This is a genomic window from Nocardioides sp. S5 (genome assembly GCF_017310035.1).
GTDB lineage: Bacteria > Actinomycetota > Actinomycetes > Propionibacteriales > Nocardioidaceae > Nocardioides.
The window spans coordinates 522654-538311 of record NZ_CP022296.1; the positions used below are offsets into that span (position 1 = coordinate 522654).

At 73.3% G+C, this 15658-nt stretch carries 20 protein-coding genes; 11 read left to right on the top strand and 9 right to left on the bottom strand.

The features are described from left to right. The first annotated feature begins 33 nt into the window (after positions 1-33). From CFI00_RS02610 to CFI00_RS02620, 3 genes are read left to right on the top strand one after another with little or no spacing between them, the layout of a single operon-like run. Positions 34-507 carry a PPOX class F420-dependent oxidoreductase gene (locus CFI00_RS02610; protein WP_207083749.1) on the top strand — a complete coding sequence of 158 codons (474 nt, stop codon included), beginning with the start codon at positions 34-36 and terminating at the stop codon, positions 505-507. Then, positions 504-1100: a rhomboid family intramembrane serine protease gene (locus tag CFI00_RS02615; RefSeq protein ID WP_207083750.1), complete on the top strand. Its 597-nt coding sequence runs from the start codon at positions 504-506 to the stop codon at positions 1098-1100. Before CFI00_RS02610 ends, CFI00_RS02615 begins: the two co-directional genes overlap by 4 nt. Positions 1101-1150: 50 nt before the next feature. Then, positions 1151-1591 (top strand): hypothetical protein, encoded by a 441-nt coding sequence (locus tag CFI00_RS02620; protein WP_207083751.1) that lies wholly within the window; start codon positions 1151-1153, stop codon positions 1589-1591. On the opposite strand, the gene CFI00_RS02625 is transcribed toward CFI00_RS02620, so the two are convergent. Then, positions 1563-2996 carry an FAD-dependent oxidoreductase gene (locus CFI00_RS02625; protein ID WP_207083752.1) on the bottom strand — a complete coding sequence of 478 codons (1434 nt, stop codon included), beginning with the start codon at positions 2994-2996 and terminating at the stop codon, positions 1563-1565. The genes CFI00_RS02620 and CFI00_RS02625 overlap by 29 nt on opposite strands. A 321-nt stretch (positions 2997-3317) precedes the next feature. Here CFI00_RS02625 and CFI00_RS02630 point away from each other — a divergent pair, with 321 nt between their 5' ends. Beyond that, complete coding sequence (locus CFI00_RS02630; protein WP_207083753.1) at positions 3318-3941, top strand: NAD(P)H-dependent oxidoreductase; 624 nt, start codon at positions 3318-3320, stop codon at positions 3939-3941. Positions 3942-3955: 14 nt separating this feature from the next. Here CFI00_RS02630 and CFI00_RS02635 read toward each other — a convergent pair whose 3' ends face one another. Next, positions 3956-4630: an HAD family hydrolase gene (locus CFI00_RS02635; protein WP_207083754.1), complete on the bottom strand. Its 675-nt coding sequence runs from the start codon at positions 4628-4630 to the stop codon at positions 3956-3958. A 139-nt stretch (positions 4631-4769) separates the two neighbouring features. On the opposite strand from CFI00_RS02635, the gene CFI00_RS02640 reads away from it, so the two are divergent. Both CFI00_RS02640 and CFI00_RS02645 read left to right on the top strand, forming a co-directional pair. After that, positions 4770-5441: an ANTAR domain-containing protein gene (locus tag CFI00_RS02640; RefSeq protein WP_207083755.1), complete on the top strand. Its 672-nt coding sequence runs from the start codon at positions 4770-4772 to the stop codon at positions 5439-5441. A 65-nt stretch (positions 5442-5506) separates the two neighbouring features. Beyond that, positions 5507-6172, top strand: a complete 666-nt coding sequence (locus tag CFI00_RS02645) for a response regulator transcription factor (RefSeq protein ID WP_242532646.1) — start codon at positions 5507-5509, stop codon at positions 6170-6172. Positions 6173-6178: 6 nt separating this feature from the next. Here CFI00_RS02645 and CFI00_RS02650 read toward each other — a convergent pair whose 3' ends face one another. Both CFI00_RS02650 and CFI00_RS02655 read right to left on the bottom strand, forming a co-directional pair. Next, positions 6179-6631: a hypothetical protein gene (locus tag CFI00_RS02650; protein WP_207083756.1), complete on the bottom strand. Its 453-nt coding sequence runs from the start codon at positions 6629-6631 to the stop codon at positions 6179-6181. Between the two features lie 10 nt (positions 6632-6641). After that, positions 6642-7361: a GAF and ANTAR domain-containing protein gene (locus tag CFI00_RS02655; RefSeq protein ID WP_207083757.1), complete on the bottom strand. Its 720-nt coding sequence runs from the start codon at positions 7359-7361 to the stop codon at positions 6642-6644. A 131-nt stretch (positions 7362-7492) separates the two neighbouring features. Between CFI00_RS02655 and CFI00_RS02660 the strand changes: the two genes are divergently transcribed. From CFI00_RS02660 to CFI00_RS02670, 3 genes are read left to right on the top strand one after another with little or no spacing between them, the layout of a single operon-like run. Then, positions 7493-8674, top strand: coding sequence for a zinc-dependent alcohol dehydrogenase (locus CFI00_RS02660; protein ID WP_207083758.1), 1182 nt, complete (start codon positions 7493-7495; stop codon positions 8672-8674). Continuing rightward, complete coding sequence (locus CFI00_RS02665) at positions 8671-9627, top strand: iron-containing redox enzyme family protein (protein WP_207083759.1); 957 nt, start codon at positions 8671-8673, stop codon at positions 9625-9627. The genes CFI00_RS02660 and CFI00_RS02665 overlap by 4 nt, the downstream gene beginning before the upstream one ends. Further along, positions 9624-9836 carry a CDGSH iron-sulfur domain-containing protein gene (locus CFI00_RS02670; protein ID WP_207083760.1) on the top strand — a complete coding sequence of 71 codons (213 nt, stop codon included), beginning with the start codon at positions 9624-9626 and terminating at the stop codon, positions 9834-9836. The genes CFI00_RS02665 and CFI00_RS02670 overlap by 4 nt, the downstream gene beginning before the upstream one ends. On the opposite strand, the gene CFI00_RS02675 is transcribed toward CFI00_RS02670, so the two are convergent. The 3 genes from CFI00_RS02675 to CFI00_RS02685 are packed head-to-tail and all read right to left on the bottom strand — an operon-like array spanning position 9833 to position 12506. Next, positions 9833-10453, bottom strand: a complete 621-nt coding sequence (locus CFI00_RS02675) for a class I SAM-dependent methyltransferase (protein ID WP_207083761.1) — start codon at positions 10451-10453, stop codon at positions 9833-9835. The genes CFI00_RS02670 and CFI00_RS02675 overlap by 4 nt on opposite strands. After that, positions 10450-12072, bottom strand: a complete 1623-nt coding sequence (locus tag CFI00_RS02680; RefSeq protein ID WP_242532647.1) for an NAD(P)/FAD-dependent oxidoreductase — start codon at positions 12070-12072, stop codon at positions 10450-10452. Before CFI00_RS02680 ends, CFI00_RS02675 begins: the two co-directional genes overlap by 4 nt. Further along, entirely contained in the window at positions 12069-12506 is a 438-nt protein-coding gene (locus CFI00_RS02685) for an SRPBCC family protein (RefSeq protein ID WP_207083762.1), read from the bottom strand. Before CFI00_RS02685 ends, CFI00_RS02680 begins: the two co-directional genes overlap by 4 nt. A gap of 185 nt (positions 12507-12691) precedes the next feature. Here CFI00_RS02685 and CFI00_RS23815 point away from each other — a divergent pair, with 185 nt between their 5' ends. After that, the gene (locus CFI00_RS23815; protein WP_277988375.1) at positions 12692-13378 is read left to right on the top strand and encodes a GAF and ANTAR domain-containing protein; all 687 of its coding nucleotides are present in this window, start codon (positions 12692-12694) and stop codon (positions 13376-13378) included. A gap of 9 nt (positions 13379-13387) precedes the next feature. On the opposite strand, the gene CFI00_RS02695 is transcribed toward CFI00_RS23815, so the two are convergent. Beyond that, the gene (locus CFI00_RS02695) at positions 13388-14098 is read right to left on the bottom strand and encodes a GAF and ANTAR domain-containing protein (protein ID WP_207083764.1); all 711 of its coding nucleotides are present in this window, start codon (positions 14096-14098) and stop codon (positions 13388-13390) included. Beyond that, on the bottom strand, positions 14095-14442 hold the full coding sequence (locus CFI00_RS02700; RefSeq protein ID WP_207083765.1) for an ANTAR domain-containing protein: 348 nt from the start codon (positions 14440-14442) through the stop codon (positions 14095-14097). The genes CFI00_RS02695 and CFI00_RS02700 overlap by 4 nt, the downstream gene beginning before the upstream one ends. Positions 14443-14616: 174 nt before the next feature. On the opposite strand from CFI00_RS02700, the gene CFI00_RS02705 reads away from it, so the two are divergent. Continuing rightward, on the top strand, positions 14617-15588 hold the full coding sequence (locus CFI00_RS02705) for a helix-turn-helix transcriptional regulator (protein WP_207083766.1): 972 nt from the start codon (positions 14617-14619) through the stop codon (positions 15586-15588). Positions 15589-15658: the final 70 nt, after the last annotated feature.

Sequence of the window (15658 nt, forward strand, 5' to 3'; positions counted from 1 at the left end):
GTCCTCGACGGTAGCCCGGCTAGCCTCGGGGACATGGCACCCACCATCGCGACCAACACCGACGTCGGGCTCGAGGAGCTGCTGGACTTCGTCCGGCCCCGCCACCACATGGTGCTCATCACCCGGCGCGCCGACGGGTCCCCGCAGGCCTCGCCGGTCGCCGGCGGCGTCGACGACAGTGGCCGGATCGTCATCGCGACCTACCCGCAGCGCGCGAAGACGAAGAACGCGCGCAGGCGCCCCGGGGTGTCGGTCCTGGTGCTCTCCGACGACTGGGACGACGCCTGGGTGCAGGTCGACGGCAGCTGCGAGGTGCTCGACGCCGTCGACGGCGACGAGGCGCTCGACGGCTTCGTGGAGTACTTCCGCACCATCGCCGGCGAGCACTCGGACTGGGAGGAGTACCGCGCCGCGATGGTGTCCCAGGGCAAGTCGCTGCTGCGCATCACCCCGACCCGCTGGAGCACCGTGTCGACCGGTGGTTTCCCGCCCGAGGTCGCCGGGTGACAGGGACGCCGACCGCACGCGAGCCCGCCTGGAAGGCGGCCGCCCTGCTCACAGCCGGCTTCGTCGTGGTCCTGTGGGTGCTCGAGGTCTTCGACGCGGCCACCGGCAACCCGCTCGACTCCTACGGCGTGCGCCCGCGGGACGAGGACGGGCTCGTCGGCGTCGCGGTTGCGCCGATGCTGCACTTCGGCTTCGACCACCTGACCAGCAACACGGTCCCCGTGGCGGTGCTCGGATTCCTGACGCTGGCCACCGGGATCGGCCGCGGGATCCTCGCCACGGCCATCATCTGGGTCGTCGGCGGGCTCGGCGTCTGGCTCGTCGCCCCGTCCGGCAGCATCCACGCCGGCGCATCGATCCTGATCTTCGGCTGGATCGTCTTCCTGGTCGTGCGCGGTCTGCTCAACCGCCGTCCCACCGAGATCCTCATCGGCGTCGCCGTGTTCCTGCTCTACAGCAGCGCCCTGCTCGGCGTGCTGCCCGGGCAGCCGGGCGTCTCCTGGCAGGGGCACCTGTTCGGCGCGGTCGGCGGGTTCGTCGCCGCGCGGGTCCTCACCACCCGCGCCCGCGGTGAGTCGAGCGTCACGTACTGATCGGTAACAAACCGCGTACGCCGCTGTGCGACGGCTCCTAGCCTCCACCCATGCGCGCCCTCGTCCTCGCCCTGGTCCTGCTCGTCCCTGCCCTCGCCGGCTGCTCCGGAGGAGAGGCGGCGACCCCCGCAGTGAGCGGCAACGTCGTGGAGGAGGACGGCGCCGCGACCGCGGAGTGGCGGGCCGACGTGGAGGAGCACCTCGGCACCGACGTGTTCGACTTCCTCGCCCTCCAGCAGGCGGCGGCCCGCGACTGCCAGCGCGCGGACGCGTCGTCGTGGTCGGTCGAGCTCGCGCTGAGCGGGGACGTGTCGACCTCCGCGCTGACCCGGATCGGCCTCGAGCACGCCTGCGCCGACGTGGTCGAGGCCTTCGACGCAGGCCTGGCCGCGGTCGAGCAGACCGACGACCCGCTCGACCTCGTGTGTGGCCCGGACGTGCGGCTGTCGTCGCAGGACGCCCTCAAGGCCGATCTGGTCTGCGGCGCCTGAGCGGCTGGGTCGCCGGACCCTCGAGCACGTCACCCTCGCGCGTGAAGCGCGAGCCGTGCAACGGGCAGTCCCACGACTCCTCCGCGTCGTTCCAGTTCAGCAGCCCGCCGAGGTGGGTGCACACGCCCACCACGCCGCACTCGCGGGCGGTCGCGGCGGCACCCGCTCCGGGCAGCCGCTCGCGGGCGACCCGCGCCGCACCGGCGGCGAGGGCGCCGGCCACCCCGAGGTTGATCCGCGCGACCTCGCCGAGCCCCGTCACGCTGGGCCGGCGGCCGTGGAGGGTCCGGGCCCACGGCGGCACGCTGCCGAGGATGTCGCCGGAGATGGTGCGAGCGGCCGCGACCGCGTTGGTCATGCCCCACTTCTCGTAGCCGCTGGCGACGTGGATGCGCCCGCGCGAGCCCGGCAGCCGGTCGACGACCGGCACGCCGTCGGGGGCGCTGTAGTCCTGCGCGGACCAGTGGTGGGTCTCGACGGCGTCGGGGAAGTAGGTCGCGCTCCACGTCCGCAGGGCGTCGAGGTGCTCGAGCTCGGAGTCGGTGCGACCCACGACGTGGCCGCTGCCGCCGACGACGAGCACGTCGCCTGGCGCGTCCCGCAGCGAGCGCGAGTCCGAGCCGCCGGAGAGGTACATCCCCTCCAGCGGTCCACCGCCCGCCAGCGCGAGGGCGTACGAGCGTTGCGGCTCCAGCCGCGCGAAGTGGAGCCCGCGGTCGAGCACCGGGGTCCCCGTCGCCAGGACGACCTGCGCGGCACGCAGGACCTCACCGCCCTCCAGGTGCACTGCCGGCTCGCCGGTCAGCGAGACCGAGGTGACGCGGCGGTGCTGGTGCAGGGTGCCGCCGTGCTCGCGCAGCTGCAGCGCGAGGGCGTGCAGCACATCCATCGCGTCGAGCTGGGCCTGGTCGTGCAGCACCGTCGCCCCGACGTGCGGGAACGGCACGTCGAGCCGGTCGTGCCACGACACGGGCAGGTCCGTGGAGGCTGCTGCCCGGTGCTCGGTGCGCACGGAGTCGAGCTCGGTGGTCGTGGCGGCGTACGTCACCGCCGTGCGGCGCTGCACGTCGACGCCGTGGTCGTCGCAGAACCGCAGGAGCCACTCCATGCCCTCGCGGTTGGCCTCGACGTAGGCCGCGGCGACCGCCTGCGAGCGGTGGCGCCTGATGCGCGACAGGTGGGTGCCCTGGAGCAGCGAGACCTTGCCCGTCGTGCGCCCGGTGGTGACGGCGCCGACCTCGCGGGCTTCCACGCACGCGACGCGCAGGCCCGCGCGGGCGAGCAGCAGCGCGGTCGTCAGCCCCGTCAGCCCGGCGCCCACGACGACCGTGTGGAGCGTCTCGTCCGGCGCCGGCAGCGCGTCGTCCGCGACCGCCGTGGCGCGGTCCAGCCAGAGCGAGGTCACGCCTCGCCCTCCGTCGCGCCCTCCGCCTCGTCGGGGTCGTTCACCGGATCGGTGTCGAGATGGGTCTGGGGGTCGGTCATGGGGTCGGGCTTCGAATCGCCGGGCTGCGTCATGCGGACTCGTACCCCGGTCACCGCGAGTTCAGTAGCCCGTGCATGCATCCGTTCGCCGGGGGGTACAGGACCTCCACGCCGGGGCGCCCCGCCGCGTCCCGGCGGCCAGGTCCACGAGGCCCGTCGCGGGCCACCTCCCGTACGCCGTGCGAGGGGCCCGCGACGGGTCTGGTGCATGTGGGGTCAGCGGCTGGGTACGACGCCTCGCATGAGCGAATCCACTGCGAACCTGTCCTGCCTCGTCCTCAACTGCACCCTCAAGCCGTCTCCGGCCGGGTCGAGCTCCGAGCTCCTCGGGTCGCAGGTCCTCTCGGCGTTCGCGGCTCTCGGGGTCCGCGGGGCGATGGAGCGGGTCGTCGACCACGACGTCCGGTTCGGTGTCAGCGCGGACGAGGGGCACGGGGACGCCTGGCCGGCGCTGCGGCAGCAGGTGCTGGACGCCGACATCCTGGTCCTGGTGACGCCCATCTGGCTGGGCCAGCCCTCGTCGGTCGCGAAGATGGTGCTCGAGCGTCTCGACGCGGAGCTGTCCGAGACCGACGACGAGGGACGGCTGCTGACGTTCGGCAAGGTGGCGGGCGTCGGAGTGGTCGGCAACGAGGACGGCGCTCACCACGTGAGCGCAGAGCTGTTCCAGGCGCTGGCTGACGTCGGCTTCACCGTCCCGGCGCAGGCCGCGACCTACTGGGTGGGGGAGGCCATGCAGGCGGTGGACTACAAGGACGTGTCGCCCACCCCCGACACCACCGCAGGCACCACGCAGGTGCTCGCGCGCCACGCCGCCCACCTCGCACGACTGCTGCGGACCGCGCCCTACCCGGCAGGGGACTGACGCGTCCGGGCTCCTCAGTGCGAGCGGAGCGGGCCCTCCTGGAGGTGCTCGAGCAGGTCGCGCGGGCCGTCGTGCACCCAGGAAGCACCCGCCGAGAGCAGCCGCTCGGCGCTGACGCCTCCACTGCGGAGCCCGATGCAGCGTGCACCCGCGGCCTCGGCGGACAGCGCGTCCCACACGGCGTCGCCCACCACGACGGCCGGACCGCCGCCGACCCGCGCGACCGCCCGCTCGACCAGGTCGGGGGCCGGCTTGCTGGCGGCGCCGTCGGAGGCCGTCACGACGGCGGACAGGCGATGGCGTACGTCGAGCAGGTCGAGGAGGTCGTCGACGAGGTCGGCCGGGGACGACGACGCAACGGTGACAGGGTGCCCGTGCGCGACGAGGGCCTCCACGAGGTCGGAGGCGCCGTCGAGCGGCGCGACCGAGCGCAGCACGGCGCGAAAGTGCTTGTCGTGCAGGGTCCGCACGTCGTCGCCGACCGCGCCCTCTGCTGCGTCGCCTGCCACGTGGGCGACCAGGCGGTCGCCGCCCATGCCGATGGACTCGTGCACCCGCATCGCGCTGACGTGCCGGCCGACGTCGTGGAAGGCGGCCTGCCAGGCCACGACGTGCTGGTAGACCGAGTCGACGAGGGTGCCGTCGAGGTCGAGCACGACGACGGGCGGGGACGGCTGCTGGGCGATCACGAGCACGTCAGTACCCCGCCCCCGGACCCTCATGCGCCACGCGGGCGCACGCCCGGGCGGGTGTGGTGTGCCCGCACCCGGCGGGGGACCATCGGGAGCAGGAAATCATCCGGTGTCGAGGGGGGCGAGGAGGATGGCCATGGAGTTGCTGCCCGAGAGCCGCGAAGCCCTGGACGAGTACGTCACGCCGTCGCTCGACGACGTCGAGGCGCTGCTGCGGGTCATCGAGGGCTGGGCCGTGCGCGCGGTGCCCGAGTGCGTGGCCCTCAGCGTCACGCTGCTCGACGAGGACCTGACCTTCACGCTGGTCGACGACGCGACCGCCAGCGGCGCGCGGCGGACCGCCGAGGCCGCGTCGACGCCCAGTGGCACGGCGGAGCCCGCCGAGGACGCGTACGCCCTCGACGAGCGTGGCTGGGCCGAGATGGCCCGCGAGCGCGCCTTCAGCGGCATCGAGAGCACCGTGTGCCTGCCCGTGGTCGAGCACGGACGCGCGGTCCTCAACATCGACCTCTACGCCTCCACCGCCCACGCCTTCCGCGACCGCATCGACGGCCTCGTCGAGGCGCTCGGCGCCTGGCAGGCCGGGGCGGTGACCAACGCCGACCTCGGCTTCGACACGTTGCGGCGGGCCGAGGCGGCCCCCGAGCAGCTGCGCGAGCAGCGTCTCGTCGACGTCGCCGTCGGCCTGGTCGCCGCGCGTGCGGGCGTCACCACCGATGACGCGCTCGCGCTCCTGCGCCAGGGCGCGACCGCCGCCGGCATCTCCGAGGGCCAGGCGGCGACCGTGGCCCGCACGCTGCTGTCGTGAGAAGTCACTGAGAGTCTGTCAGGTCACCCGGTGCATGGGCCCCGCCCATCGGGGTACCGGGGGCCATGGAACGACACCCTGCACCGGCCGCCCGACACATCAAGGTGGCGATCCTCGACGAGAGCGAGCTCGTCGTCCACGGACTGCGCACCATGCTCGACCCCCACGCCGCCATCGTCTCCGTGGTGCCCCACCGCGCCGGTGAGCCCGCCCCCCTGTGCGACCTGACCCTCTACGAGCCCTCCCGCCGTGCGGCCGGAGCGCGCTCGGCGCCCAAGCGCTTCCCGACCCGCATGGTGGCCTACGGCTGGGACTGCAGCCCCGAGGTCGTCTCGACCGAGATGTCGCGCGGCGCCGCGGGCTTCGTCAGCAAGTGGCTGCCCGCCCGCCGCTTGGTGTGGAACCTGCTCCAGATCGCCGACGGACGCACCGTCGTCGACGCCTGGTCCGGACAGCCCGAGGCGACCCGCCCGGGCACGGAGAAGTGGCCGCTCACCCAGCGCGAGACCGAGGTGCTCTCGATGATCGCCTCCGGCAAGGCCAACCGCGACATCGCCGAGGAGACCAACCTCAGCATCAACTCGGTGAAGTCCTACATCCGCGGCGCCTACTCCAAGATCGAGGTCACCTCGCGCTCGCAGGCGGTCCTCTGGGCCATCCAGCACGGCCTGCTCGTCCCGGGCGAGTCGGCCACGGACAACCTGCGCGTGTCCCACCCCGCCCGGGTCTGAGGCCGGTCAGCCCTCCCGGCCGCTCGGCGGGCCGGGAGTGGCTTCGTGGCCCGTACGCCCGTGGGTTCGGCGCAGCTCCTTCATCTCCGCCTCGAAGATGTGGCGGCGCCCCTCGACCAGCTCGTCCAGCGCACGCTGGTGCAGGCCCTTGGCCCGCGCGTAGAAGCCGTCGTCGAACGCCTCGACCATCTGGAACGACCACATCCCCGGCAGCGGGTTCGCACCGAGGGCGTCGCGGTCCAGGGCGTCGGCGAGGTCGTCGTGCCCGGCGGCACGGACCAGCTCCGTCGCCTCCTCCAGCGTGCTCTCGGCGCTGCCCATGAGCCGGTGGAAGGCGTAGAGGTGGCCGCGTGCGTCCTCGACGTGGTCGAGGGCGGCGGACAGCTTGCCCAGCGCCTCGACGGTCTCGTCGCTGACGCCGGCGGGTCGGCGGTGCTCGGGATCGCGCTCGTCGGTCATCCCCGGAGCCTCACACCCGCGCCGGGTCCCCGCCACCCTCCAACGGATGGTCGGGCAGCCCGCGTTGGGCGACCACCCGGGCGGCGAGGTCGCGCAGCTTGACGTTCTCGTGCGAGGAGATGCGCCGCATCACGTCGAAGGCCCTCTTCTCGTCGAGGCCGTAGCGCTCCATGATGATGCCGGTCGCCTGGCCGATCACGGTCCGGGACTCCAGCGCCATCGCCAGCTGCTCGTCGTTGAGGGAGCGGGCCAGCGCGACCGCCGACATCGCCGCGACGACCTGCCCGTGGACGACGTCGTCGTCGGAGAAGGCGTGCGGGGTCCGGGAGTAGACGTTGAGCGCGCCCCACGAGTGGTCGTCACGGGTGAAGAGCCGGAAGCTCAGGCTCGACCGGATCCCGAGCTCCTCGACCATCGTGGCGCCCCACGTCGGCCAGCGCGGGTCGGTGGCGAGGTCGTCGACACGGACCGTGCAGTGCTGGCGGATCGCCTCGCGGCACGGCCCCTCGCCCAGCTCGTACTGCCACTCGTCGAGCTCGCGGAGCCGCTCGTGCGAGGCCGCCGGCGTGCGCAGCCGACCGTGCTCGATGATCGAGACGCCGACGTAGTCGGCCGCGGAGAAGAACTCCGGGGTGATCTCGACGAGTTCCTCGAGCGTGTGCGGGGTGCCGTCCGCCGCGTCGAGCCGGCGCACGGCGCCGACGAGCTCGTGGTGGAACTGCTCGGTCATCTTCCCGGCCTCCCTCACACCCGGAAGCCTTCAGACTGGCACTGCCGTGACGGCCCCGCAAGACGCACCGGCCCCCACCCCGTCGGACCGGACGGACGCATGGACCGCGCGCGCGTGGGCACTGGTCGACCATGAAGGCAGTCACGTGGCAGGGCAGGCAGGACATGCAGGTCATCGACGTCCCGGACGCGGTGGTCGAGGACCCGACCGACGTGGTCGTGGAGATCACCTCGACCGGGTTGTGCGGGTCCGACCTGCACCTGTACGACCCGCTCACGCCGTTCATGACCGAGGGCGACGTCGTCGGCCACGAGCCGATGGGCATCGTGCGCGAGGTCGGTTCGGCGGTGCAGACGCTCGAGGTCGGCGACCGTGTCGTCGTGCCGTTCAACATCAGCTGCGGCTCGTGCTGGATGTGCGACCGTGGCCTGTTCAGCCAGTGCGAGACGACGCAGAACCGCGACACCGGCACCGGCGCGAGCCTCTTCGGCTACAGCAAGCTCTACGGCCAGGTCCCCGGCGGCCAGGCCGAGCTTCTGCGCGTCCCGTTCGCCGACGCGCTGCCGATCAAGGTCCCGCACGGCCCCACCGACGACCGGTTCCTCTTCCTCTCCGACGTCCTGCCCACCGCATGGCAGGCGGTGGAGTACGCCGACGTCGAGGACGGCGGCACCCTGCTGGTGGTCGGCGCCGGCCCGATCGGCGACATGGCCGCGCGCATCGCGATGCACCGCGGCCTGCGTGTCATCGCCGTCGACTCAGTCCGCGAGCGCCTCGCCCGCCTGCACGGCCGCGGCGCGGAGACGATCGACCACACCGAGGTCGACGGCATCGGCGACCGGGTGCGTGAGCTGACCGACGGCCGCGGCGCCGACGCTGTCATCGACGCGGTCGGGATGGAGGCGCACGGGTCGCCCGTCGCCGAGACCGCCCAGAAGGCGCTCGCCTTCCTGCCCAAGAAGGTGCAGGAGAAGCTCATGCTCAACGCCGGGTCCGACCGGCTCGCCGCCCTGATGAGCGCGATCGACGCCGTGCGCCGAGGCGGAACGATCAGCATCTCCGGCGTCTACGGCGCACCGACCGACCCGCTGCCGATGTTCCAGCTGTTCGACAAGCAGGTGCAGATCCGGATGGGCCAGGCCAACGTGCACCGCTGGAGCGACGACATCCTCGCCCTTCTCCAGCAGGAGGACGACGTGCTCGGCGTCGAGACCTTCGCGACGCACCACCTGCCCCTCGAGGACGCCCCGGAGGCCTACCGGAAGTTCCGCGACAAGGAGGACGGCATGGTCAAGGTGGTGTTCACCCCGTGAGGCTCCCCAAGCCTCGCGGCGTGCTGAGCGAGTGGCTGGCCGCCCGCCTCGCGGAGCCGGGTCACGCCGGCGCCGCCCCCGCGCCCGACTCCTGGGACGACGAGTCCATCTCGCTCTGGACGCTGCACGAGCTGTCCTTCCGCGGCTTCGAGGACGCCGACGAGCGCGCGGAGTGGGACCCCGATCTGCTCGGCGTGCGTCGCGACCTCGAGGAGGCGCTCGAGGAGAGGCTGCGCTCGCGGTGGTCCGAGGCCGGTGGCGGTGCCGCGCAGCGCGGGATGGACGTGCCCGATGCCCTCGAGGCTCTCGTCGCCGACGACGACGGTCCGTCGCTGGCCGACCACGTCCGTCGCCACGCCGACCGCGACCAGGTGCTCGAGCTGCTGCGCCAGCGCTCGGTCTACCACCTCAAGGAGTCCGACCCGTCGGCCTTCGTGGTCCCGCGGCTGCCGGTGCGCGCCAAGGCAGCGCTGATGGCCCTGCAGTTCGACGAGTACGGCGACGGCGACCCCAACCGGCTCCACTCCCACCTCTTCGCGCGCGGGCTCGAGGCCGTCGGGTTGAGGGCCGAGTACGGCGCCTACGTCGAGGACGCCACCACCGAGAACCTCGAGATGAACAACGCCGGAGCCCTCTTCGGCCTGCACCGCCGCCTGCGCGGTGCGGCCATGGGTCACCTGGCCGCGTTCGAGATGACCAGCTCCCTGCCGTCGCGCAAGATGGTGCAGGGGCTCGACCGGCTCGGCCTCACCGGCGCGATGTCGGACTACTACGACGAGCACGTCGAGGCCGACGCCGTCCACGAGCACCTCGCGGCCCGCGACATCTGCGGCACCCTGGCCGAGGACGAGCCCGACCAGGCCGAGGACATCCTCTTCGGCGCCTTCACGTGCCTCGACGTCGAGGCACGCTTCGCCGCCGACATGCTGGGCGCGTGGGGGGTCGAGGGATGAGCGCGCGCGACTTCGACCATCCCGACGTCGTGCTGGTGCCGCACGGACCGATGCTGCTGCGGGGGGCCGAGTCGGTGCAGGACGCCGACGGGACCGTGCACCCGGTCGAGCGCCCGGTCGTGGCGCTGTGCCGGTGCGAGAAGTCGAGCCGGCTGCCGTGGTGCGACGGCACGCACAAGGTCATCCCGCGGGGCGCTCCCCGGACCTAGCCGGTCCGGTCGATGCGGGCGAGCACGCCGCGATCGTGCTGGCGCAGCTCCGGCATGGTGAGCGTCCCGTCGGTGAAGCACTCCTCGTGCACCAGGGCCGTGGCCTGCGCGACGGTCCCGAGCTGGAGGACGGCTGAGCCTCCGGGCGCCAGGTGCTCGGCGACCACGCGCAGACACGCGCGCGCCACGTCGAGCCCGTCGTCGCCACCGTCGATGGCGCTCAGCGGGTCCTCGGGGAAGCGGCGGGTCTCGGCGCGGGGCACCCACGGCGGGTCGGCGATGACGACGGGGAAGACCTCGTCGTCCGCGAGCGCGGTCTCGAGGCGGGCCTCGCGGACCTCGACCCGGTCGGACATGCCGGCGTCGCGGGCGTTGTCGCGTGCGAAGTCGCACGCGACCGCGCTGGCATCCACGCACACCAGCCGCCGATCGCTCGCGGCCACCGCGAGCAGCCCGATGTGCCCCGCGCCGGCGCACAGCTCCAGCACGGGACCGTCGGGTGCGGTGCGCATCAGCTCGGCGGCCCACTCGGACTGGGCCGCGGTCCACTCGCGCGGTCGCAGGACCCGGTCGTCGAAGGCGATGGTGAGCGGGCCGAAGGCCAGCGTCTCGGTCATGGGGCCACCTGGCTCGTACGTCGTCGGGGCAGTGAGTGGGTGCGCTGGTGCCAGATCGCCGCGCGGGCGGAGTTGGCGCCGGCCGCTCCGTGCACACCACCACCGGGGTGGGCGGAGGCGGAGGCGAGGTAGAGCCCGGGCAGGCCCGTGGCGGCGCGGCCGCGCATCGCGGGCACGGGTCGGAAGACCAGCTCCTGGTGCAGCTGCGAGGTGCCGCCGTTGACCGCGCCGCCGATGAGGTTGGCGTTGCGTGCCTCGAGCTCGTGGGGGCCCAGCACGCGGCGCGCGGCGACCAGGCTGCCGAAGCCCGGCGCGCGCTCCTCGATGCGCGCCTGCATGCGGTCGGCGAAGCGCTCGAGGTCGTCGTGGTCCCACCGCCCGGTGACCTCGCCGCCGGCGTCGGAGCGGGTCGCGCCCGGCTGCGGGACGTGGGTGTAGGCCCACATCGACTCGGTGCCGGCCGGCGAGCGGGTGGGGTCGCTGGTCGTCATCTGACCGGTGAGCAGGAACGGCCGGTCCGGCACGATCCCGGAACCCACCTGCGCGAGCGTCTGGGTCATCTCCTCCACGGAGTCGGCGACGTGCACCGTGCCCGGCGAGTCGACCGGTCGTCCGGTCCACGGGACCGGTCCCGACAGCGCCCAGTCCACCTTGACGGTGCCCGGGTCGAGCTCGAAGTCGCGCATCCCGCGCACCAGGCGGGCCGGCAGGTCCTCGGCGCGCACCAGGCCGCCGAACAACCGCGGGGCGACCACGTCGGCGAGCACGGTCGGGGCGGCGTACCAGCCCCCGTCGGCCGTCACCACGCCGCTCACGCGCCCGTCGCGTACGACGACGCGCGTGACAGGGGTGCCGGTCGTCAGGGTGCCCCCGCGACTGACCAGCCGGGCGACGAGGGCGTCGGTGAGCGACTGCGCGCCACCGCGCGGCACGGGGAACCCGACCGTCTGCCCGAGCATCGTCATCAGCACACCGAAGACGCCGGAGCCGGGGGACGCCAGCGGGAAGTCGGCGTGGCCGGCGTTGCCGGCGAGCAGCAGCGGGGCCGCGGGCCCGGAGAACAGCTCGCGCCCCAGGGACGCGACCGGCGTGGCCAGGCGGCGCACGACGTCCAGCCCGCCGGCCCGCGCCAGGGCGGGCAGCAGCCGCGCCCCGGCGCGGACGGGCGGGAAGGGCGAGGTGAGGCCGTCGACGAGGGACGGACCGATGCGGTCCCAGGTGGCGCACAGCTCGAGCCACGCCTCGCCGTCGCCGGCACGCAGCGCGTCGAGGCCGGCGGCGGTGCGCTCGCGGTCGCGGTGCAGCAGCGCCCACTGCCCGTCGCCGAAGGGGTGCCCGAGCACGGCCGGGGCGTGGTCCCAGACCAGTCCGTGCTCCTCGAGGCGCAGCGACGTCATCGCACGCGAGGCGCGGGCGAGGGGGTAGAAGGCGCTGAAGGTGTCGTGGACGAAGTCCGGGTGCACCTCGCGGTCGCTGCGGACGGCCCCGCCCGGGATGTCCTGGGCCTCCAGGACCAGCACGCGCCAGCCGGCGTCGGCGAGCACGTTGGCGGCGACCAGCCCGTTGGGGCCGGCGCCGATGACGATCGCGTCGTGCGTGGCGGCCGCGGCCACCCTCACCGGGGCCGGCCCTCCGCCACGAACGCGAGGCGGCGCAGGGTCTCGGTGTTGCGCAGGTGGAGCTGGACGTCCTGGACGGGCTTGGGCACGAGGGCGCCGGGGCCGGCGGTCGCGTTCTCCACGATCGTCACGACCGTGGTGTCGGCGGTGGGGCGCAACGAGATCTCGACGCGCGCCTCGCCCGCGGGCCAGCCGCGGGCCTTGAGGACGATGCGCCGATCCTCCTCGACCTCGAGCACCTCGGTGGTGTCGTTGATCAGCAGGGGCCACGTGCCGACGCTGTGGTGCAGTCGCGACCCGACCGCTGGCCACGTGTCGTCGACGTCACGCATCCGTGAGGCGCCCACGACGAAGAGGGGGTAGAGCCAGCCGTCGGCGAGGACCGACCAGACCTGCTCGGGGGTCGCGGAAATGGGACGGCTCGTGGTGCTCATGCGAGGTTCTCCGGCATGTCGTCGACGTACCCCACCGCCGCGGCTCCATGCGCGGCGGACCCGTCCAGAGGGTGTCGCGTTGTCGGACGGTCGGCCGGGACGATAACTTCTGACCGACTCCAGAACACGGGTCGCAGATGAACGTCACGCGAGGATCTTCTTTGTCTTCCCTCGACCCCTTGCCCGTGTTCGCGCGGCTGGCCGCCGAGCTGCACCAGGAGCCGGACGAGGCCACCGCCTCGCAGGCCATCGTCACCCGTCTGCGCGAGGTGGTGCCGGAGGCCCGGCGCGTGAGCCTCGCGGTCCGCGAGTCGCGTGGGCTCCGCACCCTGGCCAGCAGCGACCGCCTGGCCAACGAGGCCGACGCCCTCCAGTACGCCCTCGGCGAGGGCCCCGCCATCGAGGTGGTGGACCAGGGTGGCTGGCTGCGTGTCGGCGACGTGGACTCCGACGCCCGGTGGCAGGGGTGGGCGCCGCGCGCGGCCGCGCTCGGGGTGCGCTCGCTCCTCGCCGTCGCGCTGGTCGACGGGGAGGAGACCCTGGGTGCCCTCACCGTCTACGGCACCGACCCCGGCGGCTTCTCCGAGCGCGACGCCGTCGAGCACGCCCTGGCGTATGCCGCCCACGCTGCCACCGCGCTCGCGTGCACCCGGCGTGCTGCGACGCTGGAGACCGCGGTGAGCTCGCGCCACGTCATCGGCATGGCGCAGGGCATCGCGATGGAGCGCTACGGCATCGGCGCCCAGCAGAGCTTCGAGCTGCTGCGCAGGCTCTCCTCCACGACCAACGTCAAGCTGCGCGACGTCGCCGCCCAGATCGTGGAGACGAGGACCATCCCGGTCGAGCGCGACCGCGAGCACTCCGAGGACTGAGGCGCCGGCTCAGCTCGGGAGGGCGCCGTGCTGGAGGACGTGCTCGGCGACCACCCCGATCTTGGTGCGGCGGGTGCGCGCGGCCGTGCGCAGCGCGTTGAAGGCCGCGACCGGGTCGGTCGACTCCTTGGCCATCAGGAAGCCGACGGCCCGCTCGATCACGACGCGGTAGTCGAGGGCGTACTGGAGCTGGCGGGCGAGCTCGCCGGCGGTGTGTGCCTGCACGGCCGCCATGAGCGTGGTGGCGATGACCTCGGCGTAGCGCGCGAGCGCGGTCACCTCGCTCGCGTCCCACTCGTGGGCGTCCTCGCGGTAGACGTCGAGCGTCCCGACCGGCACGCCACCGACGCGCACCGGCGTGCCGAGCACCGCGCGCACGGGCTGCGCAGCCATCGCGTGGGCCAGCGTCGGCCAGCGCTCCGGCTCGGCGGTGACGTCGTGCGTGGTGATGACGCGCGCCTCGACGAACGCCTCGGTGCACGGGCCCTCGCCCGCTGCTGCCTCGGTCGTCTCCAGGATCCGTCCGGGGCCCTCGGTGGCGGCGACGTAGCGCAGCATGTCCTGCTCGTCGGCGACCAGCAGGCCCGCGCCCCGGACGTCGAAGAGGTCGACGCATGCGTCGAGGACCGCCTCCAGGGCCGAGACGACGCTGCCGTTGTCCTCGCGCGAGAGGGTCAGCCGGCGCAGGCTCTCGGCCAGCGCCGCTGCATCGATGCTCATGGAGCGGGATCTTTCCCCGTCCATGGTCCGGTTGGCCAGCCGGAGGTCGGCAGCTGGTCCACGAAGGCGTCGAGCACGGCGGTGTCGGCGGCGTCCGCGGTGCCGTCGTGGGTGGCCACCAGCACCCGCGCCACGGCGCGGACCTTGGTGTTGCTGTCCTGCGAGACGCGCAGCATGGTGCGCCACGCCTGCTCGGTGCTGCACCCGAAGCGGGCCGACACCAGCCCGACGGCCATGCCGATGTCGCGCTGCGACCGCACGGCCTCGTGGAGGTGCGCGATCTCGTCGCGCAGGGCCGTTGCGGGCTCGGCGGAGCCGTCGGAGGGCAGGGATGTCCCAGACATGAGGTCACCTCTCAATGACGTCAGTCCGCGGACACAGGGCGGAGCAAGAAGAAGCCCCCCTAGCGTACAGGGCGGCCCCCCGCCACCGGAGTGGGCAGGAAGTCCCAGGTGGACTAGACTGGCCGGCGGCTCGAGCACACGGGTCGTCCAGCTCCTCCTCGACGGGGGTGGCCGATGCCGCACTCCATCTCGAGGCGTGGTCCGTCCGACACCTATGACTTCGAGGGCGTCGGGGACGACGCCCGCGCCTGGCTCGACCGGGCCTACGGCACCTCCTTGCGACTCTCGGGCCGCGTCGGCACGGTGCACCACAGTCGCGTCGACCACGGCACCGTCGCGTTCGACCACCTGCGGATCGACTCGGGCTTCACGGTGGACTCGGACCCCATGCCGGCCCTGGTGGTCGTGGACCTCATCGCCGGCGACTCCCAGTACTCCCGCGAGAAGGTCACCAGCCGCAACCGCGACGGCGACTCCGTGCTCATCGCCGGATGGGACATGCCGTTCACCAACATGAGTCACGGTTTCGAGGTGCGCACGACCACACTGACCACCGAGGCCGTGACCGCCGCGGTGGAGGAGCTCGTCCCCGACTACCCGTGGCAGCGGATCACCTTCAGCTCCTACGTCCCGCGCACGCCGTCGGCGGGTGCGCGCTGGCGTGCCACCGTCGACCAGCTGAGCCACCGCACGCCGGCGACGGCCGCCGACCGGCTCGAGACCGGGCGCCTGCTCGCCCAGACCCTGCTCCAGACCTTCCCCAACAACGTCATGGGAGAGGCCGCGCGCCTCGACCGCGGGTCGGGCAGCCGCGACGCCACCCCGTCGCTGGTGCGCAACGCGATGCACCTCATGGAGGTCCGCGCCTACGAGGACCTCAAGCTCGACGACCTCGCGAACGCGTGCGGCGTCTCCCCGCGTGCCCTGCAGTACGCCTTCCGCCGCCATCTCGACTGCACGCCGATGGACTACCTCCGCCGGGTCCGGCTCGACCTGGTCCGGCGCTCCCTGCGCGAGGGCTCGGTCCCGAGCGTGACCGACGCGGCGGCGCGGCTCGGCTTCTTCAACCCCGGTCGCTTCGCCTCGAGCTATCGCGAGGTCTTCGACGAGAACCCGCGCGAGACCCTGCAACGAGCGTCGTCCTGACAGGACTGTTCGCTTTTCGGCTGTTGCCTTCCACGGTTCCGTGGCAGCGTCGACGAGGACGACTTGCTGG

What these genes read in the sequence shown, in the direction of transcription:
- CFI00_RS02685 (WP_207083762.1), bottom strand. Translation starts at nt 12,506, where the DNA reads ATGAGCACCACGAGCCGTCCCATTTCCGCGACCCCCGAGCAGGTCTGG.
- CFI00_RS02660 (WP_207083758.1), top strand. Translation starts at nt 7,493, where the DNA reads ATGAAGGCAGTCACGTGGCAGGGCAGGCAGGACATGCAGGTCATCGAC.
- CFI00_RS02645 (WP_242532646.1), top strand. Translation starts at nt 5,507, where the DNA reads ATGGAACGACACCCTGCACCGGCCGCCCGACACATCAAGGTGGCGATC.
- CFI00_RS02610 (WP_207083749.1), top strand. Translation starts at nt 34, where the DNA reads ATGGCACCCACCATCGCGACCAACACCGACGTCGGGCTCGAGGAGCTG.
- CFI00_RS02695 (WP_207083764.1), bottom strand. Translation starts at nt 14,098, where the DNA reads ATGAGCATCGATGCAGCGGCGCTGGCCGAGAGCCTGCGCCGGCTGACC.
- CFI00_RS02705 (WP_207083766.1), top strand. Translation starts at nt 14,617, where the DNA reads ATGCCGCACTCCATCTCGAGGCGTGGTCCGTCCGACACCTATGACTTC.
- CFI00_RS02700 (WP_207083765.1), bottom strand. Translation starts at nt 14,442, where the DNA reads ATGTCTGGGACATCCCTGCCCTCCGACGGCTCCGCCGAGCCCGCAACG.
- CFI00_RS02650 (WP_207083756.1), bottom strand. Translation starts at nt 6,631, where the DNA reads ATGACCGACGAGCGCGATCCCGAGCACCGCCGACCCGCCGGCGTCAGC.
- CFI00_RS02640 (WP_207083755.1), top strand. Translation starts at nt 4,770, where the DNA reads ATGGAGTTGCTGCCCGAGAGCCGCGAAGCCCTGGACGAGTACGTCACG.
- CFI00_RS02620 (WP_207083751.1), top strand. Translation starts at nt 1,151, where the DNA reads ATGCGCGCCCTCGTCCTCGCCCTGGTCCTGCTCGTCCCTGCCCTCGCC.
- CFI00_RS02675 (WP_207083761.1), bottom strand. Translation starts at nt 10,453, where the DNA reads ATGACCGAGACGCTGGCCTTCGGCCCGCTCACCATCGCCTTCGACGAC.
- CFI00_RS02670 (WP_207083760.1), top strand. Translation starts at nt 9,624, where the DNA reads ATGAGCGCGCGCGACTTCGACCATCCCGACGTCGTGCTGGTGCCGCAC.
- CFI00_RS02655 (WP_207083757.1), bottom strand. Translation starts at nt 7,361, where the DNA reads ATGACCGAGCAGTTCCACCACGAGCTCGTCGGCGCCGTGCGCCGGCTC.
- CFI00_RS02630 (WP_207083753.1), top strand. Translation starts at nt 3,318, where the DNA reads ATGAGCGAATCCACTGCGAACCTGTCCTGCCTCGTCCTCAACTGCACC.